The 23,713-nt window shown below is 64.0% G+C and carries 16 protein-coding genes and 3 tRNA genes; 4 read left to right on the top strand and 15 right to left on the bottom strand.

Translation table 11 applies throughout. From position 1 onward, the window contains the following. The first annotated feature begins 166 nt into the window (after positions 1 to 166). On the top strand, positions 167 to 1,804 hold the full coding sequence (gene pgi / locus ACIGJB_RS07170) for a glucose-6-phosphate isomerase (RefSeq protein WP_483732012.1): 1,638 nt from the start codon (positions 167 to 169) through the stop codon (positions 1,802 to 1,804). On the opposite strand, the gene ACIGJB_RS07165 is transcribed toward pgi, so the two are convergent. Next, positions 1,801 to 2,499 (bottom strand): ABC transporter ATP-binding protein, encoded by a 699-nt coding sequence (locus ACIGJB_RS07165; protein ID WP_483732011.1) that lies wholly within the window; start codon positions 2,497 to 2,499, stop codon positions 1,801 to 1,803. The two genes, pgi and ACIGJB_RS07165, sit on opposite strands and share 4 nt — an antisense overlap. Here ACIGJB_RS07165 and ACIGJB_RS07160 point away from each other — a divergent pair. Continuing rightward, entirely contained in the window at positions 2,498 to 3,154 is a 657-nt protein-coding gene (locus ACIGJB_RS07160) for an arylesterase (RefSeq protein ID WP_483732010.1), read from the top strand. The two genes, ACIGJB_RS07165 and ACIGJB_RS07160, sit on opposite strands and share 2 nt — an antisense overlap. A 72-nt stretch (positions 3,155 to 3,226) precedes the next feature. Here the strand turns inward: ACIGJB_RS07160 and ACIGJB_RS07155 are convergent, their stop codons facing one another. From ACIGJB_RS07155 to mnmC, 8 genes are all read right to left on the bottom strand, one after another. Continuing rightward, positions 3,227 to 5,173: a SurA N-terminal domain-containing protein gene (locus tag ACIGJB_RS07155; protein ID WP_483732009.1), complete on the bottom strand. Its 1,947-nt coding sequence runs from the start codon at positions 5,171 to 5,173 to the stop codon at positions 3,227 to 3,229. A gap of 195 nt (positions 5,174 to 5,368) precedes the next feature. After that, positions 5,369 to 5,445 (bottom strand) — tRNA-Asp (locus tag ACIGJB_RS07150). A 33-nt stretch (positions 5,446 to 5,478) separates the two neighbouring features. Then, positions 5,479 to 5,554, bottom strand: a tRNA-Val gene (locus ACIGJB_RS07145). A 242-nt stretch (positions 5,555 to 5,796) separates the two neighbouring features. Beyond that, on the bottom strand, positions 5,797 to 8,208 hold the full coding sequence (gene lon, locus ACIGJB_RS07140; protein WP_483732273.1) for an endopeptidase La: 2,412 nt from the start codon (positions 8,206 to 8,208) through the stop codon (positions 5,797 to 5,799). 256 nt (positions 8,209 to 8,464) lie between these two features. Further along, positions 8,465 to 9,742, bottom strand: a complete 1,278-nt coding sequence (gene clpX / locus ACIGJB_RS07135) for an ATP-dependent Clp protease ATP-binding subunit ClpX (RefSeq protein ID WP_483711237.1) — start codon at positions 9,740 to 9,742, stop codon at positions 8,465 to 8,467. A 225-nt stretch (positions 9,743 to 9,967) separates the two neighbouring features. Beyond that, positions 9,968 to 10,618 (bottom strand): ATP-dependent Clp endopeptidase proteolytic subunit ClpP, encoded by a 651-nt coding sequence (clpP, locus tag ACIGJB_RS07130; protein WP_211948088.1) that lies wholly within the window; start codon positions 10,616 to 10,618, stop codon positions 9,968 to 9,970. A gap of 90 nt (positions 10,619 to 10,708) precedes the next feature. Further along, a complete protein-coding gene (gene tig / locus ACIGJB_RS07125; protein WP_483732008.1) occupies positions 10,709 to 12,067 on the bottom strand; it encodes a trigger factor in 1,359 nt (452 codons plus the stop codon). Between the two features lie 152 nt (positions 12,068 to 12,219). Beyond that, complete coding sequence (gene mnmC / locus ACIGJB_RS07120; protein ID WP_483732007.1) at positions 12,220 to 14,226, bottom strand: bifunctional tRNA (5-methylaminomethyl-2-thiouridine)(34)-methyltransferase MnmC2/FAD-dependent 5-carboxymethylaminomethyl-2-thiouridine(34) oxidoreductase MnmC1; 2,007 nt, start codon at positions 14,224 to 14,226, stop codon at positions 12,220 to 12,222. A 114-nt stretch (positions 14,227 to 14,340) separates the two neighbouring features. Between mnmC and ACIGJB_RS07115 the strand changes: the two genes are divergently transcribed. Then, positions 14,341 to 15,198: a 23S rRNA (adenine(2030)-N(6))-methyltransferase RlmJ gene (locus tag ACIGJB_RS07115; RefSeq protein WP_483732006.1), complete on the top strand. Its 858-nt coding sequence runs from the start codon at positions 14,341 to 14,343 to the stop codon at positions 15,196 to 15,198. Here ACIGJB_RS07115 and ACIGJB_RS07110 read toward each other — a convergent pair. From ACIGJB_RS07110 to ACIGJB_RS07100, 3 genes are all read right to left on the bottom strand, one after another. Beyond that, complete coding sequence (locus ACIGJB_RS07110; protein ID WP_483732005.1) at positions 15,195 to 15,578, bottom strand: VanZ family protein; 384 nt, start codon at positions 15,576 to 15,578, stop codon at positions 15,195 to 15,197. The genes ACIGJB_RS07115 and ACIGJB_RS07110 overlap by 4 nt on opposite strands. Before the next feature lie 78 nt (positions 15,579 to 15,656). Then, the gene (locus ACIGJB_RS07105; protein WP_483732004.1) at positions 15,657 to 16,607 is read right to left on the bottom strand and encodes an SOS response-associated peptidase family protein; all 951 of its coding nucleotides are present in this window, start codon (positions 16,605 to 16,607) and stop codon (positions 15,657 to 15,659) included. 127 nt (positions 16,608 to 16,734) lie between these two features. After that, positions 16,735 to 16,821 (bottom strand) — tRNA-Leu (locus tag ACIGJB_RS07100). A 632-nt stretch (positions 16,822 to 17,453) separates the two neighbouring features. On the opposite strand from ACIGJB_RS07100, the gene ACIGJB_RS07095 reads away from it, so the two are divergent. Beyond that, positions 17,454 to 17,606 (top strand): hypothetical protein, encoded by a 153-nt coding sequence (locus ACIGJB_RS07095; protein WP_483711231.1) that lies wholly within the window; start codon positions 17,454 to 17,456, stop codon positions 17,604 to 17,606. Positions 17,607 to 17,746: 140 nt separating this feature from the next. Here ACIGJB_RS07095 and ACIGJB_RS07090 read toward each other — a convergent pair whose 3' ends face one another. The 3 genes from ACIGJB_RS07090 to ACIGJB_RS07080 all read right to left on the bottom strand — a co-directional run bounded on the left by ACIGJB_RS07090 (position 17,747) and on the right by ACIGJB_RS07080 (position 23,522). Continuing rightward, complete coding sequence (locus ACIGJB_RS07090) at positions 17,747 to 19,009, bottom strand: MFS transporter (protein ID WP_483732003.1); 1,263 nt, start codon at positions 19,007 to 19,009, stop codon at positions 17,747 to 17,749. Positions 19,010 to 19,205: 196 nt separating this feature from the next. Beyond that, on the bottom strand, positions 19,206 to 22,316 hold the full coding sequence (locus ACIGJB_RS07085; RefSeq protein ID WP_483732002.1) for an efflux RND transporter permease subunit: 3,111 nt from the start codon (positions 22,314 to 22,316) through the stop codon (positions 19,206 to 19,208). 9 nt (positions 22,317 to 22,325) lie between these two features. Next, positions 22,326 to 23,522: an efflux RND transporter periplasmic adaptor subunit gene (locus ACIGJB_RS07080; protein WP_483732001.1), complete on the bottom strand. Its 1,197-nt coding sequence runs from the start codon at positions 23,520 to 23,522 to the stop codon at positions 22,326 to 22,328. Between the last annotated feature and the right edge of the window lie 191 nt (positions 23,523 to 23,713).

Raw genomic sequence — 23,713 nt, 5'->3', positions numbered from 1 at the left:
GCCACAATCGGACAAAGGCCTACAGGATTGCAGCAACGAGATGCGCTACGGTTTCATCTCGTAACGATAACAATCCCGACTAGCCGTGATCGACGCAAGACACGCTTTATACTTACAAGGCCTGGACTACCGGGCATCAAGCCCCCGCCACGAATCTGTGCCCTGCATGCCCACCAATCTTCACGCCTGGAACGCCCTTCTGCAGCATCACGACGCCATTCGCGACCACCAGATGCGGGATTGGTTTGCCGAAGACGGCGAGAATCGCGTCAGGCAGTTTTCGCTGGAAGCTGCCGGGCTGTACCTGGACTACTCGAAGAACCGGATCACGCCGCAAACCATGCAGCTGCTGCTGCAGCTTGCCGACGAAGCCGGCGTTCCGGCCCGTCGCGATGCCATGTTTGCCGGCGAGCATATCAACGCCACCGAGGACCGCGCCGCGCTGCATGTTGCGCTTCGCGCCACTTCGGGGGCAGGTTTCAAGGTTGACGGTGTGCCAGTGATGCCGTCCATCCAGAACGTCCTGGTGCGCATGCGCGCGTTCGCCGAAGCGGTCCGCAGCGGCACATGGACCGGCTCGACCGGCGAGCGCATCACCGATGTCGTGAATATCGGCATCGGCGGCTCCGACCTGGGTCCGAAGATGGTATGCCGCGCGCTGTCGCATCTGGCGCATGACGACGGCCGCTCGGGACCGCGCCTGCATTTCGTATCGAACGTCGACGGTACCGAGCTGGCCGAAGCGCTTGAGCGACTCGAGCCGCGGCGCACGCTGATGATCGTCTGCTCGAAGACCTTCACCACGCTGGAAACCATGGCCAACGCGCACAGCGCGCGTCAATGGTTCCTGGCCAATGGCGTGGCCGAGGACCAGTTGGCCAGGCACTTCGTCGCGGTATCGACGAACGTAGAAGCCGTGCGCGACTTCGGCATCGATCCGGCCAATATGTTCGAGTTCTGGGACTGGATTGGCGGCCGCTTCTCGCTGTGGTCGTCGGTGGGCCTGTCGATCGCCCTGGCGGTCGGCTTCAATGCGTTTGCCGACCTGCTCGCGGGTGGCCGCGCCATGGACGAACACTTCCGCACCGCGCCGCTCGAGCGCAATATGCCGGTCGTGATGGGGATGCTCGGCATATGGAACCGCAATTTCTTCAACTTGCCGACCAGCTGCATGGCGCCCTACTCCACATCGCTGGAACTGTTCCCGGCGTATCTGCAGCAGCTGGAGATGGAAAGCAACGGCAAGTCCGTGCAACTCAATGGCCGACGGGTGCGCACGCATACCTGCCCGGTCGTGTGGGGCAGCGCCGGCACCAATGGCCAGCACGCGTACTTCCAGAAGATCCACCAGGGATCGCAGATCGTGCCGGTGGATTTCGTTGCGCCGCTGGTGCCGCCGCGCGAGCTGCCCGGCCACCATGCCAAGCTGCTGGCAAACTGCTTTGCGCAGGCCGAGGCGCTTATGCGCGGCCGTTCCCCCGAGGAGTTGCGCGCGGCCGGCATGACGGACGAGCTGCGCATCGCCCACATGGTCTTCGAAGGCAACCGCCCGAGCAATACGCTGTTGATGGAAGACCTGACGCCGCATGTGCTGGGCGCCCTGATCGCGCTCTACGAGCACAGGACCTTCGTACAGGGCGTGGTCTGGAACATCAATTCCTTCGACCAATGGGGCGTGGAGCTGGGCAAGATCCTGGCTCGCCCGATCGAAGCCGAACTGACCGGCGCCGAAGCAAGCCCGCACGATGCCTCTACCGCAGCCCTGATTGTTAGGGCCCGCGGCGTATTGGCGCGAGGCGGCTAGACTTCAGTCGCCATCCATTCATCGCTGGCCACACGGCCGGCATCGATCGTCAGGATGCGGTTGCAGCGCGCCGCAACCGAGCGGTCGTGGGTGACCAGCACCAGGGTGGAACCGGCGTCGCGGTTCAGTTCGAACATCAGCGCAATCACGGCCTCGCCGGTCGACGTGTCGAGGCTGCCCGTCGGTTCGTCGGCGAACAGGATGTCTGGACGCGTAACGAACGCGCGAGCAAGTGCCACGCGTTGCTGCTCGCCGCCGGAAAGCGTGCGCGGATAGTGGTTGAGCCGCGCGCCCAGACCGACACGCTCCAGCATATCGACGGCCCGCTCCCTGACCTGTTCCGCTTCACCGCGCAGCTCGAGCGGTAACATGACGTTTTCCAGTGCGGTCAGGTGCCCCACGAGCTGGAACGACTGGAACACGAAGCCGACATGCCTGCCGCGCAGCGCGGCACGCTGATCCTCGTTCAGGGCAAAGAGATCCTGCCCCATGAGCCGTACTGTGCCGCCAGTCGGCAAGTCCAGTCCGGCCAGCAAGCCGAGCAGCGTGGATTTGCCCGAGCCCGATGCCCCGACGATGGCGAGCGTTTCGCCGCTCGTGACGGAAAACGTGACGTCGTGCAGAATCGTCAGCGAACCGGTCGCATCGGCAACGGTCTTTCCCAATGACTCGACGTCGAGGATGGAAGAGGACATGAAGAGTTGGATCCGAAGCAGTTGGCACAAGGCGGCACTGGCCGCCTGCATGGCCTTCATGGTGTCGGCGGCAGCCGCCGCCCCGCAGGCAGCGCCTGCCGTCCTGGTGCTGGGCGACAGCCTCTCGGCTGAATACGGCATCGCGCGCGGCACTGGCTGGGTCAGCCTGCTGCAGCAGCGCTTGCAGAAAGAGCGCCTCGATTATAGCGTCGTCAATGCGAGTATCAGCGGCGAGACCACGATTGGCGGCAAGACGCGACTGCCCGACCTGCTGGCGCGGCATCGTCCCGCCGTGGTGATCGTGGAGCTGGGCGCCAATGACGCCTTGCGTGGCCTTTCGCTACAAGTCACCGAATCCAACCTGCGTACGATCGTCGGCGGCGCGCAGAAGGCCGGCGCCCGCGTGCTGCTGGTCGGCATGCGCATCCCGCCGAACTACGGCCCGGACTACACCGAAAAATTCTTCGCGCTCTATCCGCGGCTGGCCCGGGAATTCAAGGCGCCGCTGGTGCCGTTCTTCCTCGACAAGGTCATCGCACGCCAGGACTGGTTCCAGCCGGACCGCATCCATCCGACGGCGGACGCCCAGCCCGCCCTGCTGGATACCGTATGGCCCCAGTTGCAACCATTGCTCAAGCCTGGCGGAAAAGGCTGACGTCAGCGCGCTCCGGATGCACAAACGAAAATGCCCCCGCGAAATTCGCAGGGGCATTTTTCGTTGAGTGCCTTATTGCGCCGCCGCTTCGCTGCCGGCCGTATCAGCCGCCGCTACCGGCTTGAGGATCTTGACCTTCGAGCGTGCCTTCAGGCTCTCGTAGTAGGCCGCAATTTCCGTCTGGCCGGCCAGTTGCGAAAGCTGCTGCGCCTCGGCCTGGCGCTGGCCCTCATTGGCCTGCTGGGGCTGGCTGATCTTGGTGATGCGGTACACCGCGTAGCCGTTCGCGCCGAGGTCCACGCCGACCACGGCGGGCAGCTTGGTGGCATCCGCGCGCATGATGGCTTCCACCGCCTTCGGCTCCATGCCTTCGGCCTTGGCGCGCGATACCATCGTCACACCACCGAAGCCCTGCGCGCTGTCGCTCTTCTTCAGCGCCTCCAGGCGTGCCTCGCCATCCTTGCGCGCCAGTTCCGCCGCCTGCTGGGCAATGTAGCCTTCGCGGACCTTGGCCTCGACTTCCTCGAACTTGCGCACGGTCGCCGGACGGTAATCCACTATGCGGGCCGCCACCAGCGTGGTCGGGCCGACCTGGACGGCTTCGGTATTGCGCTTGTTCTTGATGGCGTCATCGCTGAACAGCGCCTTGAGCAGCTTCTCGTTGTTGAGCGGGCTGTTCTGGCCCAGCGCCGGATTCGGCTGGCGGGTCACGCCATCCGCGGTCTGGATGGTCAGCTTGAACTTGTCGGCAGCCGGCTTCAGGCTGTCGGATTGCTCGTACACCATATTGCCGAACGCATCGGCATCTTCCGCGTACTTCTTGGCGGCAAGCTGTTTGCGCAGCTCGGCCTCGAGCTCCGGCCGCACAGCTTCGAGCGGCTTGGTTTCCGCCGGCTTGAGTCCGGTCAGCTTGATGATGTGATAGCCGTAGTCCGTTTCCACCACGTCGCTGATCTGGCCTTCCTTGAGCGCGTACATGGCATCTTCAAACGGCTTGACCAGTGCGCCATGGCCCATGAAGCCAAGGTCACCGCCCTTTTCCGCCGAACCCGGATCCTGCGACTGCTTGCGCGCCACGTCCGCGAACGTGTCGGGATGCTTGCGCAGGTCTTCCAGCAGCTTGGTGGCCTTGTCCTTCGCTGCCTGCCGCTGTGCCGCCGGCGCATCCTTGGGCGCAGCGATCAGGATATGGCTGGCGCGGCGCTGCTCATCCGTGCGGAAGCGCGCGATGTTGCTGTCGTAGTAGGACTTCAGTTCCTCCGGCGTGACGGCCTGCGCGGCCGCCAGGGCATCGCCGGACAGCACGACGTATTCCACCTTGGCCTGCTCGGGCACCGAGAACGCCGACTGGTGGCTGTCGTAATAGGCCTTCAATGCCGCCGCATCCGGCTGCACCTTCGCCGTGTAGTCGGCCGGCTTGAACAGCAATGCCTGCACGTCGCGCTGCTGGTCGCGCACGGCGATCAGGCGGTCCAGCAACGACTTGGGTACGAACGCCGTGCCGGCGATCGAGCTGCCAAGCTGCTGCGTGGCCAGGTCAAAGCGCATGCGCGCGTCGAACTGTTCGGGCGTCATGCCTTGCGCCGCCAGCAGTTGCAGATAGGCCTTGTCATCGATCGAGCCGTCCTGCTTGCGCGGCAGTTGCGCAATCGCCGGGATGCTGTTGATCGCCTCGAACAAACGCGCGTTCGATACCGTCAGGTGCTCGCGTGCCACTTCGTTGGCCACCACGCGTTGCAGGATCAGCTGATCCATCACGTTCTTGCGCAGCGCCGGGCCTTCGAACTGGCGCGGATCGTAGCTGGCCCCGAGCATCTGGCGCATGCGTTCGCTCTGTTCCCGCACCACGTTGTCCAGTTCCTGCACCGTGATCGCGCGGCCGTCGACCTTCGCGACATCGTGCGAACTGTCCATGAAGCGCGAATAGCTCTCCACGCCGAAAAACACGAACGACGGAAAGACAAGCACCAGCAGCAGCAAAAGCATCAGGCGCCGGTTGTTGCGTACGAAATCAAGCATGCGGACTCAGGTAAGAGGGTTGGCACGAACGTCAAACCCCGCGATTCTAGCAGGAGCCGGGCGCGGCACCGCCATTTGCCGCCGGGGGCGGCAGGACACGGATGCGAGCGCTCGATGACGCCCTGCCACGGTCGGCGGCCCGACGCCCAAAACAAAAATGCCCGCGTAAAGCGGGCATTTTTGCATCACATGATCTGGCGGAGTGGACGGGACTCGAACCCGCGACCCCCGGCGTGACAGGCCGGTATTCTAACCAACTGAACTACCACTCCTTTGTCGGCGGCCGGATTTGCGCGATGGTGAAGTGGTGGGTGCTGAGGGGCTCGAACCCCCGACCTACGCCTTGTAAGGGCGCCGCTCTACCAACTGAGCTAAGCACCCACTGAACCATCGCAGGCTGGACCGCCTGCAGGGTATCTCGCTTCGCACGACTCGACAGGTACTGCCTGGATGCCGCTGTTTGCGTTGCGAGGCCGCGATTGTAATACGAGAGTTTTCGATTTGCCAAGCACTGATGGCAATAATCTTTTGAAGCGCAAAGACAAGAATACGGCCTGCCCGGAATAAAGAAAAACGCCGCGGATGTGACTCCGCGGCGTTTCGTCTGCTGTGCAGCAACCGGATCAGTGGTGGATCATCTCGACCTTGGCCGTTGCCTTGTCCGACACTTCCGCCGGCTTGGCATCTTCCTCGGCCAGCGGCTCGGGCTTGCGCTCGAGTGCCAGCTCCAGCACCTTGTCGATCCAGCGGACCGGCACGATCTCGATGGCGTTCTTCACGTTGTCAGGAATCTCTGCGAGGTCCTTGACGTTTTCCTCGGGGATCAGCACCAGCTTGATACCACCACGGTGGGCAGCCAGCAGCTTTTCCTTGAGGCCACCGATCGGGAGCACCTCGCCTCGCAGCGTGATCTCGCCGGTCATCGCCACATCGGCACGCACCGGAATGCCGGTCAGCACCGACACCAGCGCGGTCGTCATGGCGCCGCCAGCCGACGGACCGTCCTTGGGCGTGGCGCCTTCGGGCACGTGGATGTGGATGTCGCGCTTCTCGAACATCTCATCCGCAATGCCCAGGCGACGCGCCCGCGAACGCACCACCGAACGTGCCGCTTCGACCGATTCCTTCATCACATCGCCCAGCGAACCGGTGCGGGTGATGTTGCCCTTGCCCGGCATGATCGCGGCTTCGATGGTCAGCAGATCGCCGCCCACTTCGGTCCATGCCAGACCGGTCACCTGACCAACCTGGTTTTCCTTGCCGGCCAGGCCGAAGTCGTACTTGCGCACGCCCAGGAACTTGTCGAGGTTGTCCGAATCGACCTTGATCGTGCCCGACTCCTTCTTCAGCAGCAGCAGCTTGACCGCCTTGCGGGCGATCTTGGACACCTCGCGCTCGAGCGAACGGACACCAGCTTCCCGCGTGTAGTAGCGGATGATGTCGCGGATCGCCGCATCGGTCACCTCGATCTCGCCAGCCTTCAGACCATTGTTCTTGATCTGCTTCGGCAGCAGGTAGCGCGTGGCGATGTTGAGCTTCTCTTCCTCGGTGTAACCCGACAGGCGGATCACTTCCATACGGTCGAGCAGCGGCGGCGGGATGTTCAGCGAGTTTGACGTCGCCACGAACATCACGTCGGACAGATCGAAGTCGACTTCGATGTAGTGGTCCTGGAACGTGTGGTTCTGTTCCGGGTCCAGCACCTCGAGCAGTGCCGACGACGGATCGCCGCGGAAATCCTGGCCCATCTTGTCGATCTCGTCGAGCAGGAAGAGCGGATTGCGCACGCCGACCTTCGACAGGCTCTGCAGGATCTTGCCCGGCATCGAACCGATGTAGGTACGGCGGTGACCGCGGATCTCGGCTTCGTCACGCACGCCACCGAGTGCCATGCGCACGAACTTGCGGTTCGTCGCGCGCGCCACCGACTGGCCAAGCGAGGTCTTGCCCACGCCCGGAGGCCCGACGAGGCACAGGATCGGCGCCTTGACCTTGTCCACGCGCTGTTGCACGGCAAGATACTCAAGGATGCGTTCCTTGACCTTCTCGAGACCATAGTGGTCTTCATCGAGCACGCGTTCGGCGTTGGCCAGGTCGTTGTTGACCTTGCTCTTCTTGCGCCACGGCAGGTTCACCAGCGTGTCGATGTAGTTGCGCACGACGGTGGCTTCGGCCGACATCGGCGACATCAGCTTGAGCTTCTTGAATTCGGCGTCGGCCTTCTTCTTGGCTTCCTTCGGCATGCGCGCAGCCTTGATGCGCTTGTCGAGTTCTTCCAGGTCGGCGCCTTCCTCGCCCTCGCCCAGTTCCTTCTGGATCGCCTTGACCTGCTCGTTCAGGTAGTACTCGCGCTGGCTCTTCTCCATCTGGCGCTTGACGCGGCCGCGGATGCGCTTTTCCACCTGCAGGATGTCGATCTCGCCCTCGAGCTGCGACAGCAGGCTTTCCAGGCGCTCGGTCACATTGACCATCTCCAGGATCTTCTGCTTCTGCTCGAGCTTGATCGGCAGGTGCGCGGCAATGGTGTCGGCCAGGCGCCCTGCCTCGTCGATGCCCGACAGCGAAGTCAGGATCTCCGGCGGGATCTTCTTGTTGAGCTTTACGTACTGGTCGAACTGCGACACGATCGCGCGGCGCAGGGCCTCGGTCTCGGCGCTCTCAACCGGCTCGGGCGGCACGGGGACGGCTTCGCACATGAAGTGCGACTCGTCCTCGCTGACCTCGCGGATATTTGCACGCTGCGTGCCTTCGACCAGCACCTTCACGGTGCCGTCCGGCAGCTTCAGCATTTGCAGGATATTGGCGATGCAGCCGACTTCATACAGATCGTCGGCGGTCGGTTCGTCTTTGGCAGCAGTCTTCTGCGCCACGAGCATGATGCTCTTGCCCGACTCCATCGCAGTCTCAAGCGCCTTGATGGACTTCGGGCGTCCCACGAACAACGGGATCACCATGTGCGGAAACACCACCACGTCGCGCAGCGGCAACAGTGGGAGGCGAATCGGCTCGGCCGGGAGGAGTTGTGTTCCGGACATCATTTTCCCCAAGTCAGTCATTTAAGGCGTAAATTGGGCCGCCCAAATCGATTACAAGATACCGCTGACGAAACCGATTCGGATTGACAGGCTGATGTCGCATCCTGCACTTGCAGGCCCATCTGGAACAGCATACCCGCGTTTCCTCCTCTTCGTCGGTTGAAATAAACAAAAAAAGCCGCTCGCTTCTACGCGAACGGCCTTGCTGGCTCGCTGTCGTGGGCTCCTGACCACTTCACCCCGGACAGCGCTCGCGTCAGTTGGAGCCTGACACCTTCGGCTGCTGTTCCTCGTACATCAGCAGCGGAGGTGCATCTCCGTTGATGGTGCTTTCGTCGATGACCACTTTCTGCACGCCCTTGTAGTTGGGCAGGTCGTACATGACATCCATCAGCGACTGCTCCAGGATCGATCGCAGGCCACGCGCACCCGTCTTGCGGCGAATTGCCTTGCGCGCAATCGCGGAAAGCGCCCCAGGCCGAATCTCCAGCTCGACGCCTTCCATCGCCAGCAATTTCTGGTATTGCTTGACCAGCGCGTTCTTGGGCTCGACCAGAATCTGCAGCAGCGCGGCCTCATCCAGCTTGGCCAGCGTGGCGACCACCGGCAGGCGGCCGATCAGTTCCGGAATCAGGCCGAACTTGATCAGGTCTTCCGGCTCGGTCTGCGGCAGCACTTCGCTGACATCGCGCTCTTCCTTGCTCTGGACCTGGGCAGCAAAACCGATGCCAGTCTTGTCCGAGCGCTGCATGATGACCTTCTCCAGGCCGTCGAATGCGCCACCGCAAATAAACAGAATATTGGTGGTATCGACTTGCAGGAAGTCCTGGTTCGGATGCTTGCGGCCACCCTGGGGCGGCACCGAGGCCATGGTGCCCTCGATCAGCTTGAGCAGTGCCTGCTGGACACCCTCGCCCGACACGTCGCGCGTGATCGAAGGGTTGTCCGACTTGCGCGAGATCTTGTCGATTTCGTCAATGTAGACGATACCGCGCTGCGCCTTCTCGACCTCGTAATTGCAGTTCTGCAGCAGCTTCTGGATGATGTTCTCGACATCCTCGCCGACATAGCCGGCTTCCGTCAGCGTGGTGGCGTCCGCAATCACGAACGGCACGTTCAGCAGTCGGGCCAGCGTCTGGGCGAGCAGCGTCTTGCCGGAACCGGTCGGACCGATGAGCAGGATGTTGCTCTTCGACAGTTCGACATCGTCCTTTTTGCCGAGATGCTTCAGGCGCTTGTAGTGGTTGTACACCGCCACCGCCAGGATCTTCTTGGCCTGTTCCTGGCCGATCACATACTGGTCCAGGCTTACCCGGATCTCATGTGGCGTCGGCAGGTCCGAGCGCGTGGCCGCGGTCGCATCCTTTTCGGTCGCGGTGGCTTCGTCTCGGATGATTTCGTTGCACAGGTCGATGCATTCGTCGCAGATGAACACCGACGGGCCGGCGATCAGCTTCTTCACCTCATGCTGGCTTTTGCCGCAGAAGGAGCAGTAGAGAAGCTTTTCGCTGGATGAACCTTTTTTTTCCGCCATAGGAATCAGTCACTTAGCAGTGCGCGCACTGCGACACGGGGGGTGCCGCAGGCGTACGCTTCTGACGCATCATACGCCAAAACAATTTGCCCAGCCGGCAGGGGTTACCCGGCATGTGCGGCCAATGCAAAAAACGAGGCACAAGGCCTCGTTCCGGTGTAGCCTGTGCCGTTTCGGCCAGCCAACGTGCCGCCGCGTAAAACCTTGCCGCAGCGGCGCGCAGCATCAGCCGCGGCGGGCAATAACCTTGTCGATCAGGCCGTAGTCCACAGCCTGGTCGCCGCTCATGAAATTGTCGCGATCGGTATCGCGCGCAATCTTCTCGACCGGCTGGCCGGTCACTTCGGACAGGATGCTGTTCAGGCGCTCGCGCAGATACAGGATTTCGCGTGCCTGGATCTCGATATCGGAAGCCTGACCACGCGCGCCGCCCAGCGGCTGGTGGATCATGATCCGCGAGTTCGGCAGCGCGGAACGCTTGCCCTTGGCACCGGCCGCCAGCAGGAACGCGCCCATGCTCGCCGCCATGCCCATGCACAGCGTCTGCACATCGGGCTTGACGAACTGCATGGTGTCGTAGATCGCCAGACCCGCCGAGACCGAACCGCCCGGCGAGTTGATGTACAGCGAAATATCCTTGTCCGGGTTTTCGCTTTCCAGGAACAGCAACTGCGCCACCACCAGGTTGGCGGTCTGGTCATTGACCTCGCCAACCAGGAACACCACGCGCTCCTTCAGCAGGCGCGAGTAGATGTCGTAGGCACGCTCGCCCCGGCCGGACTGCTCGACGACCATCGGCACCAGCCCCAGACCCTGGGTTTCCAGCGCCGAAGCCTGCGTGGTGGCGAGACGGTCCAGCAAATCATTGCGGGTCATGCAAGTTCTCCAGGGTATCGTTGGATGGCAAGGAACGTCGGGCTTCACATCCCCGCACCATGGCGCGGGGGCTGCGAATCATGCCTGACCTCAGGCTTGCTGCTGTGCGTTGCCTTCGGCGGTCAGTTCCTCGAAGGACACCGACTTGTCGGTGACCTTGGCCTTGTCGCACACGAAATTTACCACGTTGTTTTCGAGCACGTAGGCTTCCATCTCGGCCAGGCGCTGCTGGTCGCCGTAGTACCAGCGCATGACTTCCTTCGGGTCTTCGTAGCTCTTGGCGAAGTCTTCGATCTCGGCCTTGATCTGGTCAGCCTTGGCTTCCAGGCCGTGGGCCTTGACGATCTCGGCCAGGATCAGGCCCAGCTTGACGCGGCGCTCGGCTTGCTGCGCAAACATCTCGGCCGGAATCGGCATGTCCTTGGCGTTCGGCATGCCACGCTGCTCGAGGTCACGGCGGGCCATTTCCACCAGGCGCTCCTGGTCTTGCTCGATCAGGGCCTTGGGCACGTCCAGCTCGCTTACCTTCAGCAGCGCGTCCATGACCTGGTCCTTCAGCATGGCGTGCGTGCGGCGCTTCACTTCGCGCTCGAGGTTTTCGCGGATGTCGGCGCGCATCTTCTCGACGCTGCCATCAGCGATACCCAGCGACTTGGCGAACGCATCGTTCACTTCCGGCAGGTGGGCCCACTCGATCTTCTTCAGCGTGACCGTGAACTCGGCGGTCTTGCCGGCCACGTCCTTGCCGTGATAGTCGGCCGGGAACGACAGCGGGAAGCTCTTGCTTTCGCCGACCTTCAGGCCCAGCGTGGCGGCCTCGAACTCGGGCAGCATGCGGCCTTCACCGAGCACGAACGGGAAGTCTTCGGCCTTGCCGCCGGGGAATTCCACGTCGTCGATCTTGCCGACGAAGTCCAGCGTCACGCGGTCGCCGTTCTGCGCGGTCACGTCGCCGCCGCCGTCGCCGTGCTCGCCCGCTTCGCCGCGCACGTGGTAGTGCACGCGCTGCTTGCGCAGGATGTCGATGGTCTTGTCGATTTCGGCGTCGCTGATTTCGGTCTTGGTGCGGGTCACTTCCGCGCCCGTCAGGTCACCCAGCTTGACTTCCGGGTACACCTCGAAAGTTGCGTCGAACGCGACTTCGTCCGCGCCCACGCCATCGGTCTTGATCTCGAACTTCGGTTGACCGGCAACCTTGACGTCCTGTTCCTTCGTGATGTCGAAGAACTTGCGGGCAGCCTTGTCGAAGCGAACTTCGAACTCGACTTGCTGGCCGTATTGCTTCTCGACCATCTTCATCGGCACTTTGCCCGGACGGAAGCCCGACATCTTCACCGTCTTCGACAGGCGAACCAGGCGCTCCTGCTTTTCCTTTTCGACTTCGGCCTTGGGAATGGCCAGGGTCACCTTGCGGTCCAGTTTGCCGAGGTTTTCAATGACGTTCGACATGGTCGTGATCCAATCCAGAAATGTAGTTGTGTTCGTAGCGCAATCGCTTGCGCGCCGGCCAGTCCGGCACTGGCGCGTGCCCGCGAATAGCAAGCTCCGCGCGAACGGAAAACGAGCATTATCGCACGATTTCCGTCCGGTTCCGGCAGTTTTTACCCTGAGGCACCGCCAGAATGCTCTTGCGCACCGATGACTTGCCCATGGCGCAGCGCGCGAAGGAGCAAGCGCGCCGGATCCACGGCATCGGCTAGGTCGGCTTCCAGCGGAAGGGGCTCGCCCTCGATCTGGCTGACCAGGAGTTCCGCACCCAATGCGGCCCATGTGAGGCCGCGCGAGCCATATGCAAGTGCGGCGTAAAGCCCAGGCAGGCGTGGAATATCGCGCAAGTGCCCTCCGCGCAATGCCGATGCCGAGGCTGCGGCCGCTGCCTCATCCGGCATCGGACCGATCAATGGCAGCCGGTTGTGCGAAACGGTACGCACGCCGACATACCCGCTCATCCAGCTGACGTCCAGCCGCCGGATTTCCGCGGAGGCCCCGGGCAACAAGCCGGCAAGCCGAGCCAGATTCTCCGCGTGGACGTGCGCCCGCGCGACCAGCGGCCCTTCATCCGCCTCATAGCTGGAACCGACCCGGCCACGGCCATCTTCTGCCACCGGCAACAGGTACCCTGCCCCAGTCACCACGCAGTCTGGCCATTGCCCGAGGGCACCAACCTGCTCCTGCGATAGCGTCGTGAGCTGCCCGCGGACACGACGTACCACCTGGTGCCGCATGGGGACAAGCCGCGGCGCTTCGTGGGCATTCGCCAGGACCATGACGGGGGCCGAAGCCAGGATTGCGCCATCGTGTCCGATAGCCTCCCACGCCCCGTCTTGCCTGCGAACGCGATCCACGCGCACGCCGAACCTCGCATGGACGGCATCGCCCGCGCGGCGCAGTTGCGCGTTGCAGATATCCGGCGGCGCGACCCATCCGCCCTGGGCGAACCAGAGTCCGCCGCGCGGCACGCCGGCACGGTGATGCGCCGCCGCTTCCGCGGGCGTCATCCAGCGTACGAAGGACTCGGGCAAACCGAGCGCTTCCAGCGCCGCACACTGCGCTTCGGCTTCCGCTTCGCTCTCGCCGATCTGGAGCACCCCGCATCCATGCCAGCCAACCGGATGGCCGGCAGCAGCGAGCGCCGCCCAGGCACGCAGCGCGTACTGGTTGCCCGCGCGCGACAAGCGGGACAACAGGCTGTCGTCGGCCGATATGTGCGCGTGCATGGCGGCCGCGCGATGGGACGATGTCTGCCTGGCCGGGCCGTCGTGGGCGTCCAGCAGCGTCACGCGCCAGCCGCGCGAAGCCAGCCGCTCCGTCATGGCGCAGCCGGCCAGCCCCGCGCCGATCACAATGGCATGCCGGTCCTTCCAGTCTGCGGCAGCGGCCGGCGCATGCCGCCTGACTTTCCATGCCGGACGGAACGTGGCAACGGTCATGTCCGGCTTGTCGCCGGATCCCGGCGCCAGGCGCGCCTCGAACCCGACTTCCTGGAGCCCCCGGTGCACGAAGCCCTCCGCCGCATGCGCCGTAAGCGTGGCACCCGGCCGCGCCAGGCGCGCCAGTCCGCGGACCACCTTGGGCGACCACATATCCGCATTGCGCGCCGGGGCAACGCCGTCCAGATAGAACGCATCGGCGCCGGCTACCAGCTTGGGCAGCAAGGTCTCGATATCGCCAAGCGCCAGCGTCAGGATCACACCGCCATCTTCGAACGCAAGCCGGTGCAGACCGGGCAGCGCATCGGGCCACGCAGCCTGAAGCTGGGCGGAGAGTGGCTGCACGTCATCCAGCCCGGCGTGCAGTTGCGCCAGCCCGCGGCGCGTGAACGGATGCTTCTCGATTGAAACGAAATGCAAGCGGGCGCAGCGCTGGGGATCCTGGCGCCAGGCCTGCCACGTTGCCAGGAAGTTCAGCCCTTGTCCGAAGCTGGTCTCGATGATGACGAATTGCTCCCGCCCGGCCCAGGCCTGTGGCAGCGCGTTGCCGGCAAGAAAGACATGATGCGCCCGCGCGAGGCCGCCTTCCGCACTGTGGTGGACGTCGTCGTTGCGCAGGGAATAAGGGGTGCCTTCGGCAGGCAGGACAGGCTCGACGGGCTCGAGTGCGCGCGGCATAGGCAGGACAGAAGCAGGAAAGAGAGCCAGGGGGCGACTCGCGGCGGATGGTAGCATAGCGCCCCGTCCTGAATCCGGCACGGCCGTCCCGGCCGCCGCCTGCGCTGATCCGCCATGCTGTCCTATCGTCACGCCTTCCATGCCGGCAACCATGCCGATGTCCTCAAGCACGCCGTCGTGGTGCAGTTGCTCGAGCACCTGACGCAGAAAGACAAGTCGTTCTGGTATATCGACACCCACGCGGGCGCCGGCCTGTATGCGCTGGATCATGCCTACGCGCAGAAGAAGTCGGAGTTCGAGACCGGCATCGCGCCGCTGTGGCGCGCCGCCGCCGGCGGCACCTCGCTGCCGCCCATGCTGGACGCGTATCTGGACCAGGTGCGCGCACTAAATCCGGACGGGCAGCTTCGCCACTATCCAGGCTCGCCGTGGCTCGCCTGGCAGATGCTGCGCGACCAGGACCGCCTGCGCCTGTTCGAACTGCACAGCACGGAAATCCAGGTGCTACGCGACAACTTTCGCGGCGCCGGCCGCAAGGTCATGCTCTACGACGGTGACGGCTTTGGCGGCATCAACGCGATCCTGCCGCCGCCCCCGCGGCGCGCGCTGGTGCTGATCGACCCGTCCTATGAAGACAAGCAGGACTACGCGCGCACGTTGCAGACCGTCCGGGAAGGGCTGCAACGCTTCGCGACCGGCGTCTACGCGGTCTGGTACCCGCAGGTCCAGCGCCGCGAATCGATCCAGCTTCCGGTGCAGCTGAAGAACCTGCAGCTCAAGAGCTGGCTCCACGTCAGCCTGACCGTCAAGCATCCCGTCGCGGGCGGACTCGGCCTGCATGGCAGCGGCATGTTCATCGTCAACCCGCCATGGCGACTCAAGGAATCGTTGCAGCAGGCCATGCCGGTGCTCAAGGAACTGCTGGCGCAGGACAATGGCGCCAGCTTCGTGCTCGAAGCGGAAGAAAACTAACCGCGGGAAGCGCCGGTACCCAACCGGCCAGCCCAGGTGAGAAACCAATCCAGCGCCAGGGCAGCCAGCAGGCCGATCGAATCAGCCAGCACGTCCGCCGGATCCGCGTCGCGATACGTCGTCATGCCCTGGAGCAATTCAATCAGGACGCCATATCCCACCAGCGCCAGCAGCACCGCCGTACGCTGGCGCCCATAAGCCCGCCTGCCTAGCCCGCCCAACACCAGGAAGGCGAGCACGTGGTTGGCCTTGTCCCAGCCCGTAGTCGGCACTGGTTGCGTGGGCGGCATCAGCGCCAGCACCAGCACGGCGATCAGGCATAGCCAGAACAGCAGGCGCCAGATGCGCGGCGACAGCCGAAAAGCGAGGTTGGGGCTCATGGGGTGGCGTAGTGATCTCGATGATTCCGCATGCTAACGGCTCGCCTGGCTTGCCGCGCATCGGTGGATGCCGGCACGCTAGGCGGCCAGCTTGCAGTCGAAGAATAGCGGTTGGCGATCGTCCAGGATGGCATGCATCGCAGCCAGGTCCGAGGCATCGGGGTCAAGCCACGCGCCGAGATGCTCGGGACGGATAGGAATGATGCAGCGGTCGTGTCCGGCGACGGCCACTTCCGGCGGCGGCTCGTCGGTAATGGCGGCGAACGAGTACAGGTCCTGCCCTTCCTCCTCGCCAGGACTCACCGACCACAGGCACGCCACCAGCATGTCCTGCGGCGGGCGCGGATGGAATGCCAGGATGACGCTCTCCTCCGCCTCGCCCGGCCGCAGCGCGCGACGTTCCGCCTTGTGACGCGGCACGTGCTCGTAGAACGCGGTCATCACCGCCACGCCGTGGCGATGACCGAACAACGGACGCCACGTGCGCTCCAGGTTGTCGCGGCGCGCATTGTAGGTGCCGGGCCGCTTGCGTTCGTCGGCTTCGGTCCAGCCAGGCAGACGGCATTGATAGCGCATCGGCACCACTACCCGATGATCGCCCTGCGCGATGATCACGGGCGCGTAGTAGCCCGGAAAGAGGCGGTAATCCTGCTCGGTCAGCGCCGGTCGTTGCAGGTCCGCAAGGTTCTGTTGTGCGCGGGTGATCTTGTCCGTCGAAATGCGCCGGTCAGCCTCGGCCTTCTTGGTCGGCCGCACCGCAAGCGCGTGCTCTGCTTCCGCAAGACGCGTGCGCTGCTGGAAGATTTCAGACTCGAACCGGTTGGCCTGCTCCCGGTCGCCACCCTCGACCAGCGAAGCGTCCGTGCCTGCTTCGGCAAACGTCATGCGCAGCGCCTTGGGTATCCGCTGCCAGCCGCCGTTGCGGCGCTGCTGCCAGAACAGTTCCACGAAGCGCTCCATGCTGATCGACGCGCCGTATTCGCGCTCGAACCTGCGGAACTCGGCCTGAATCTGGGAGGAATAGCACATGGCAATGTCCTTTCGCGTGACGCCGGACGGGCGGAGCAGGATCATTCTAAGCCGAGGTGCCGGGAAAGGCGGGCGTGTGCTGCGGCAGGCGGAGAAGTCAGCCTCTCGCCACTTGAGAAGAAGGGATTGGTGCGAGGGAGGGGACTCGAACCCCTACACCATTGCTGGCGTCAGGACCTAAACCTGGTGCGTCTACCAATTTCGCCACCCTCGCGGTCCTTGCGGCCTCCGGAGGGGGCCACGATGCACGTTGCAGCCATGGCGCGCGAAAGCAAAAAAGGCGGCTGGAACTGCCCGCCCTCTCGCATCGCCCGCTTGCCGCGCTTGCGCGCCGGCTGTGCAACGAAGCAGCGGATTGTAGCGCAAGCGCCGGGGGGAATCCACCCCCGCTCCAATGACATAGTGCAAGCCCTCATGTGCGTCGCCTTTCGCGATGGTGGTCCGCCATCTATGCTGAAGTCGTGGGACGCGCAACGCATGCTTGCAGAGCATTGCAAGGTGCGGAGGGCTTCCGCCCCGCACGGAGGGGATATGAAATTACGTGCCTTGCTGTTGGCAGCCTCGATGGCGCTTGCATGGTCATCGACGGTCAGGGCTGCTGGTTGTCAGTACGACATGCAATGCAAAGGGGAACGGATTTGCCAGCAGGGCCAATGCGTGTCCCCTGATGCGGATGATCAGGCGGACGCCACCGCGCCCAAGGCCACTCCATCCCCAGCCAGGACCACCGCACCGGCAACGCCGGCTCCCGTGGCCGCTCCCGTTGCTCCACCAGTTGCAGCCCCCGTGGCAGCTCCCGTGGCAGCTCCCGTTGCAGCACAGGTTGCAGCACCAGCGCCGGCACCAATGTCTGTGCCCGCGCCGCGTGGCTGCTGCACGGTTGCCGGCAAGCTGAAGCTGGCCCCGGGCAGTGCCGGCGACACGACCCTGATCATTGGGGATGCCTGCCAGGGCATGACGAATTCGGGCAAGCCGGTTCCGGGCACGCTCTGCAATTAGCCCGGAACGCCAGTGGCAGACACGCGGCCTCAGCAAAGCCGCGCGGTGATCATTGCGCGATCGGCCGTTGGCAATTCTCTTGCCGACGAAGGCAATGTCATGCAATCAAGGGGCGACGGACGGACACGGGCGTCGACCGCTCATGGTTGCCCATCAGCGCCTGCAGCCCGGCATTGGCAGCGCGTACCTCGCCTGGCAAGCCGGACTTGCAGCAGTGCGAATACCGCGAGGACCAGCACGGCGTTGTACCCCGGAACGATTGCAATCGAATCCCTTTCGCCGAGGAACCAGCTCGAAACAACGAGACCAAGCGGATAGCTGACGCCAATGATTACCATCTGGACGCCCACGATGCTGGTGTAGATATCGCCTGGTATGGATTTGATGAAGAATGCGTCAAACAAGCTGCCCGAATAGGCAACGCTCATTGCGACGACGAACAGGGATGCATTGAACAACAAATGGCCCACGCCTTCGCCAAGCCAGACCGAAATCATTAGCGACAGATTCGCCGTGGCCAATGGAAGCAATAGCATGCTTGGCGTTCCTCCTCGTATTCTGGAGAACAGAAGCGCACCGCATACGGCGCCGCCGCCCAGACATGCTTCGGATAGTCCCAGGTCCAGAGACGTGGCAGATGCCAGGCCCGCTATGTGAAGAGGAATGATGACGGCAAGCGGCGCCAGAGTGAAATTGAACAGCGACATCTGAATGACCGCCTCCAGCACGCCTGCATTTTCGCGGTAGAAGGCAAACGACTTGCCGACACTCCGCACGAAGCCGGCTCCTGTATCACCATCCCCACTTCCCGCACCATAGCCCGACATGCGCGATCTGAACAGCAGCGCACCAACCGCCAGCACACCACTGCAGAAGGCCAGGGCTGTGCCTGAATTCACGAGAACCAGGATACTTCCGCCTACGGCCGGAAGTATCAGTTTGCTTACATAGGCCAAGGCCCGACTGATGCCGGACGCGGCCTCGCTGCCCTGGCTGCGAGCGAGCACATTTCTGACTAACGTCTGCCTGGAGATGAGCAGAACCGTAACGATAAAGGACGATGCCATTTCGAGCGGCACCAACAACCAGATGGATCCAGTGCCAGACAGCGCCACAGCCATTGCCAACAGCGTGGTGCTCTCACCCCATAGGGCCCAATGACAGCACGCCGCGGCACCGCGCTGCCTGACGAGGTGCGCGACCGGGAAGCCACTGACGATCCGGGTCGCGGCACCCACTGCCACCATCGTCGGGAACACAGTAGTCAATGCGCCGGTGTTTGAAAGTTGCCAGGCGACGGCCAGATTTTGAAGAATGGTTGCGCTGGGGATGATGAAGCCGCGTAAGGCAAGCAACCAAAATGCCTGAGGAATCTCCGGCGCCCGTCGCATCGAATTGTTCATATTCCTCCCCGAATATCGATTAGATTAGGAAAGAAAATGAAGAGCAGCCGGCCAAAAGCCCAAAGACCTTTATCTCAAATCAAAGGCACTGTGGATTCCTGGGGAATTTTATTTTAGAGATTCACGTTGCTCGGCGACATTGAGCCAGGGGGCTTCGCCCCCATGGCGCAAGGGTGCAGCTGAGAATCGCCTTGTCTCAAACCGCCCCCGCCCCCGCACCCGCCTCCGGCTTCGCAACCCGGAACCATGCCGCATACAACGCCGGCAGGAACAGCAGCGTCAGCACCGTGGCAATAATCAGCCCGCCCATGATGGCCACGGCCATCGGTCCCCAGAACAGCGAGCGCGACAGCGGGATCATGGCCAGCACGGCGGCTGCGGCGGTCAGGATGATCGGACGGCAGCGCCGCACCGCCGCTTCGACAATGGCGTCCCAGGCCGGCACGCCGGCCTTGATGTCCTGTTCGATCTGGTCCACCAGGATCACCGAGTTGCGGATGATCATGCCCAGCAGCGCGGTGATGCCCAGTTGCGCCACGAAGCCCATCGGCGCACGCAGCAGCAGCAGCGTGGCGGCGGCCCCGATCAGCCCGAGCGGGCCCGTCAGGAACACCATCAGCGTGCGCGAGAAGCTGTGCAGCTGGAGCATGAGCAGCGTGAAGATCAGGAAGATGCACAGCGGCAATTGCGCCGCGATCGACGCGCCGGCCTTGCCGCTCTCTTCCTCGGCACCGGCCACCGTAATGCGATAGCCCGGCGGCAGCTGATCACGCAGTTTGTTGAGCAGCGGATCGATCTGCGCGGTCACGGTGGGCCCCTGGATGCCGTCCACCACATCGGCCTGCACGGTCACGCCGAAGTCGCGATTCTCGCGCCAGATCACGCCGGGCTCGGAGCGCAGCGACAGCCGCGCCACCTGCGTGAGCGGCACGACGCGGCCAGTGTTGGTCGGCACCTGGATATTGCCGAGGTCGGACATGGCGTCGCGCTCATTGCGCGGCGTGCGCATCATGATGTCGATCAGCTTGTCGCCGTCGCGATACTGGCCCACCGGAATGCCGGTCAGCACCGTCTGCATGACGCGCGCGATCGAGCTGGTGGTCACGCCCAGCGCACGGGCCTTGTCCTGGTCGATCTCCAGGCGCAGCATCTTGACGCTCTCATTCCAGTTGTCGTTCACGCCGACCGTGTTGGGGTTCGCGCGCATCAGCGCCTTGACCTGGTCGGCGAGCTGGCGCACGCCGGCGGCGTCGGGGCCAATCACGCGGAACTGCACCGGGTACGCCACCGGCGGCCCGTTGGGCAGCAGCTTGACACGCCCGCGCAACTGCGAGAACTGGCTGTTCAGCACCGCGATCACGCGCTGGCGCAGCGCATCGCGCGCCTCGGCGCTGACCGGCATCACGATCACCTGCGCCACGTTGCTTTGCGGGAAGATCTGGTCCAGCGGCAGGTAGAAGCGCGGCGTGCCGCTGCCGACAAAGGTGGTCAGGCTCTGCACGTCGCGGTCACGGCGCATGGCGGCTTCGAAGCGCTTGGCTTCGGATTCCATCTGGGCAAAGCTGGTGCCTTCCGGCATCCACAACTCAACCATCAGCTCGGGCCGGCTTGAGTCCGGGAAAAACTGCTTCTCGACGAACTTGAATGCGTACAGGCCCAGCGCGAACGTCACCAGGGTGATCGCAATAACGGTCTTGCGCCAGGTCACGCACCAGTCCACCAGGCGCCGGAAGCCCGTGTAGAACGGCGTATCGAAAACCTCGTGGTGCTCTCCGCCTCCCGACCGCGACTTGAGCAGCAGGTAGCCCAGGTAAGGCGTGAAATAGACGGCCGCCAGCCATGACAGCACCAGGGCCAGAGCGGTCACGGCGAAGATGGCGAAGGTGTATTCGCCGACCGTGGATTTCGCCAGGCCGACCGGCAGGAAGCCCGCGGCCGTGATTAGCGTCCCGGTCAGCATCGGCATAGCCGTGGAGGTGTAGGCGAAGGTCGCGGCCTCCATCTTCGACAGCCCCTCCTCCAGCTTGCGCACCATCATCTCCACGGCAATGATGGCGTCATCGACCAGCAAGCCCAGCGCCACGATCAGCGCGCCCAGCGATATCTTGTGCAGACCGATGCCAAAGATGTTCATGAACAGGAACGTCACCGCGAGCACCAGCGGGATGGTCAGGGCCACCACCAGGCCGGGGCGCACATCCAGCCGCAGCGGCCGCGTATGCAGGCCCAGCGAGACAAAGCTGACGCCGAGCACGATGACCACGGCCTCGATCAGCACATGCACGAACTCGCCCACCGAGCGCTTGACGGCCTGCGGCTGGTCCTGCACCTGGTCCATCTCGATGCCGACCGGCAACTGGCCGCGCAGGCGTTCGAACGCGCCGCGCAGGTTCTTGCCCAGCTCGATGATGTCGCCGCCCTTCGCCATCGAGATGCCGAGCCCGATGACGTTGTTGCCGTTGTACCGCATGGTGCTCTGCGGCGGATCGACATAGCCGCGGTACACATGCGCAATGTCGCCAAGGCGGATATTGGCGATGCCGTTCGGCCCCCGCAGCACCAGGTTCTCGAGATCCGACACGCTGGCGAACTGCCCCGTCACGCGCACCTGCAGATTGTCGGTCGGCGTGACCAGCACGCCGCTGCCGTTCAGGTTGTTCTGCTGCGTGATCTGGTCGGCAATGGCATTGATGTCGAGCCCGAGCTGGGCGAACCGTGCCTGGTTGAACTCGATGTAGATCTTCTCGTCCTGCAGGCCGAGCAGCGACACTTTGGCCACCGCGGGCACGCGCAGCAGTTCCTGGCGCACCAGGTCGGCATACTCGCGTAATTCCTTGTAGTTGAAGCCATCGGCCGACAGTGCGTAGATGCTGCCGTACACGTCGCCAAACTCGTCATTGAAGTACGGCCCGCGCACGCCGGCCGGCAGCGTTTGCGCGATATCGCCGATCTTCTTGCGCACGGTGTACCAGATCTGCGGCGTCTCCTTGGCCGGCGACGTGTCCTTGAGCTGGAAGATGACCGTGGTCTCGCCCGGCTTGGAAAAACTGCGGATCTTGTCGGCGTACGGCACTTCCTGCAGTTGCCGCTCGATCTTGTCGGTGACCTGCACCGCGATCTGCTCGGCGGTAGCGCCGGGCCAGAACGCCTGCACCACCATCACGCGGAAGGTGAACGGCGGGTCTTCGTCCTGGCCCAGGCGGAAAAATGCCAGCATGCCGGCCAGCAGCAGCACCACCAGCAAATAGCGCGTCAGCGGCTGGTGTTCCAGGGCCCAGCGCGACAGGTTGAAGCGGGAGTGATCCATGCCGCGGCCTCAACCCTGCTGCGGCGCCGAAGCGGCCCCAGTCGCCGAGGCCGGCGCAACGGTCTGCATCGGCCTGACCTTCTGCCCCGGCTTGAGCAAGTGCACGCCGGCCGTGACGACGGTCTGCCCCGGGGCCAGGCCCTGGCGCACTTCGATTTCGTTGCCCACCGGGTCACCCAGCGTCACCTGGACCGGCCGGACCGTGCCGGCGGCAGGGTCATAGATCCAGACCTGGTTGCGGCCCTGCTCCTGCAGCAGCGCGGTCAGCGGCACGCGTACCGCGGGCACCGCGCCAGTGCGCACGAACGTCACGACGGCGGTCATGCCGAGCTTGAGGTCGGCCGGCGGGTTGGGCACCGAAACGCGCGTGGCGTAGGTGCGGGTGACGGGATCCGCCGCAGCGGCGATCTCGCGCACGCGTGCGGGCAGCGCGCGGCCGGGGTCGGCCCACGTGCGCACCGTCACCTCGGCCGTGCCGCGCAACAGGTCGACCTGGTCTTCCGGGAGCCCGATGGCCACTTCCTTTTCTGCGGTCTGTGCCACGCGGATCACCGACTGGCCGGGCGTGATGACCTGCCCGACCTCCGCGTCCACCGCGGTCACCACGCCGTCGGCATCGGCCAGCAATACGGCATAGGCGGTCTGGTTGGCCTGGCTGCGCAATCCCGCCGAGGCCTGCTTGACGCGGGATTCGGCGGCATCGAAGGTAGCCTGGCGCCGATGCTGCTCGGCGGCGCTGATAAAGCCCTTGGCGAAGAGTTCGTTGTAGCGCTTGAGGTCGGAAGCGGCCAGGTCGCGGTCCGTGCGGGCCGCCTCATACTGGGCGCGCGAGCCCGCTTCGGCCAGCGACAGGTCGGTCGGATCCAGGCGGGCCAGCGGCTGGCCCTTGCGCACCATCGCGCCGACATCGACCAGCCGCGCCGCGATCTTGCCGCCCACGCGAAAGCCCAGCCGTGATTCGATGCGTGGCCTGACGTCGCCCGAGAACTCGAATGCGGTCGTGCCCGTGTGCTGGCTCAGCCGCAGCAAGCGCACCGGCCGAACCTCCGGCGCCGGCTCGCTCTTCTTGCCACAGGCGGCCAGCGTGAAGGCCACGCCGAGCAGGACGACAGCGCCCAGCCGGGCCAGCCGGGGCCTGGATGGGAAACACGGAGCAATCTGGGAACGAACGGCCGCGACTTCCGGCATTTGGCAATGCACTGGCATGGATAAGCAGCGAATCGGACAACGTGGGAAAGGCTGGCGCAGCCGGCCTGTGTGCCCCATAACACACAAACTATAAGCTATGGATGAACGCCGGCAATTAAATAACTGGCCGGTCAGCAATATAGCGAGGCCCCTCAGGTGCGTCAAACGGCCTGCGACGAAACAGCCGGAATGGCTACCGAAGCTTTCCT

The organism is Cupriavidus sp. C2SS-8b (assembly GCF_057073745.1).
This window is presented reverse-complemented; position numbering and strand designations above follow the sequence as displayed.

Excerpts from the sequence above, each read along its gene's own strand:
- ACIGJB_RS07090 (WP_483732003.1), bottom strand. The coding sequence starts at position 19,009 with ATGAACAATTCGATGCGACGGGCGCCGGAGATTCCTCAGGCATTTTGG.
- ACIGJB_RS07095 (WP_483711231.1), top strand. The coding sequence starts at position 17,454 with ATGTCTGTGCCCGCGCCGCGTGGCTGCTGCACGGTTGCCGGCAAGCTG.
- ACIGJB_RS07080 (WP_483732001.1), bottom strand. The coding sequence starts at position 23,522 with ATGCCAGTGCATTGCCAAATGCCGGAAGTCGCGGCCGTTCGTTCCCAG.
- ACIGJB_RS07105 (WP_483732004.1), bottom strand. The coding sequence starts at position 16,607 with ATGTGCTATTCCTCCCAGATTCAGGCCGAGTTCCGCAGGTTCGAGCGC.
- ACIGJB_RS07160 (WP_483732010.1), top strand. The coding sequence starts at position 2,498 with ATGAAGAGTTGGATCCGAAGCAGTTGGCACAAGGCGGCACTGGCCGCC.
- ACIGJB_RS07115 (WP_483732006.1), top strand. The coding sequence starts at position 14,341 with ATGCTGTCCTATCGTCACGCCTTCCATGCCGGCAACCATGCCGATGTC.
- pgi (WP_483732012.1), top strand. The coding sequence starts at position 167 with ATGCCCACCAATCTTCACGCCTGGAACGCCCTTCTGCAGCATCACGAC.
- ACIGJB_RS07110 (WP_483732005.1), bottom strand. The coding sequence starts at position 15,578 with ATGAGCCCCAACCTCGCTTTTCGGCTGTCGCCGCGCATCTGGCGCCTG.
- mnmC (WP_483732007.1), bottom strand. The coding sequence starts at position 14,226 with ATGCCGCGCGCACTCGAGCCCGTCGAGCCTGTCCTGCCTGCCGAAGGC.
- tig (WP_483732008.1), bottom strand. The coding sequence starts at position 12,067 with ATGTCGAACGTCATTGAAAACCTCGGCAAACTGGACCGCAAGGTGACC.
- clpX (WP_483711237.1), bottom strand. The coding sequence starts at position 9,742 with ATGGCGGAAAAAAAAGGTTCATCCAGCGAAAAGCTTCTCTACTGCTCC.
- lon (WP_483732273.1), bottom strand. The coding sequence starts at position 8,208 with ATGTCCGGAACACAACTCCTCCCGGCCGAGCCGATTCGCCTCCCACTG.
- clpP (WP_211948088.1), bottom strand. The coding sequence starts at position 10,618 with ATGACCCGCAATGATTTGCTGGACCGTCTCGCCACCACGCAGGCTTCG.
- ACIGJB_RS07085 (WP_483732002.1), bottom strand. The coding sequence starts at position 22,316 with ATGGATCACTCCCGCTTCAACCTGTCGCGCTGGGCCCTGGAACACCAG.
- ACIGJB_RS07165 (WP_483732011.1), bottom strand. The coding sequence starts at position 2,499 with ATGTCCTCTTCCATCCTCGACGTCGAGTCATTGGGAAAGACCGTTGCC.
- ACIGJB_RS07155 (WP_483732009.1), bottom strand. The coding sequence starts at position 5,173 with ATGCTTGATTTCGTACGCAACAACCGGCGCCTGATGCTTTTGCTGCTG.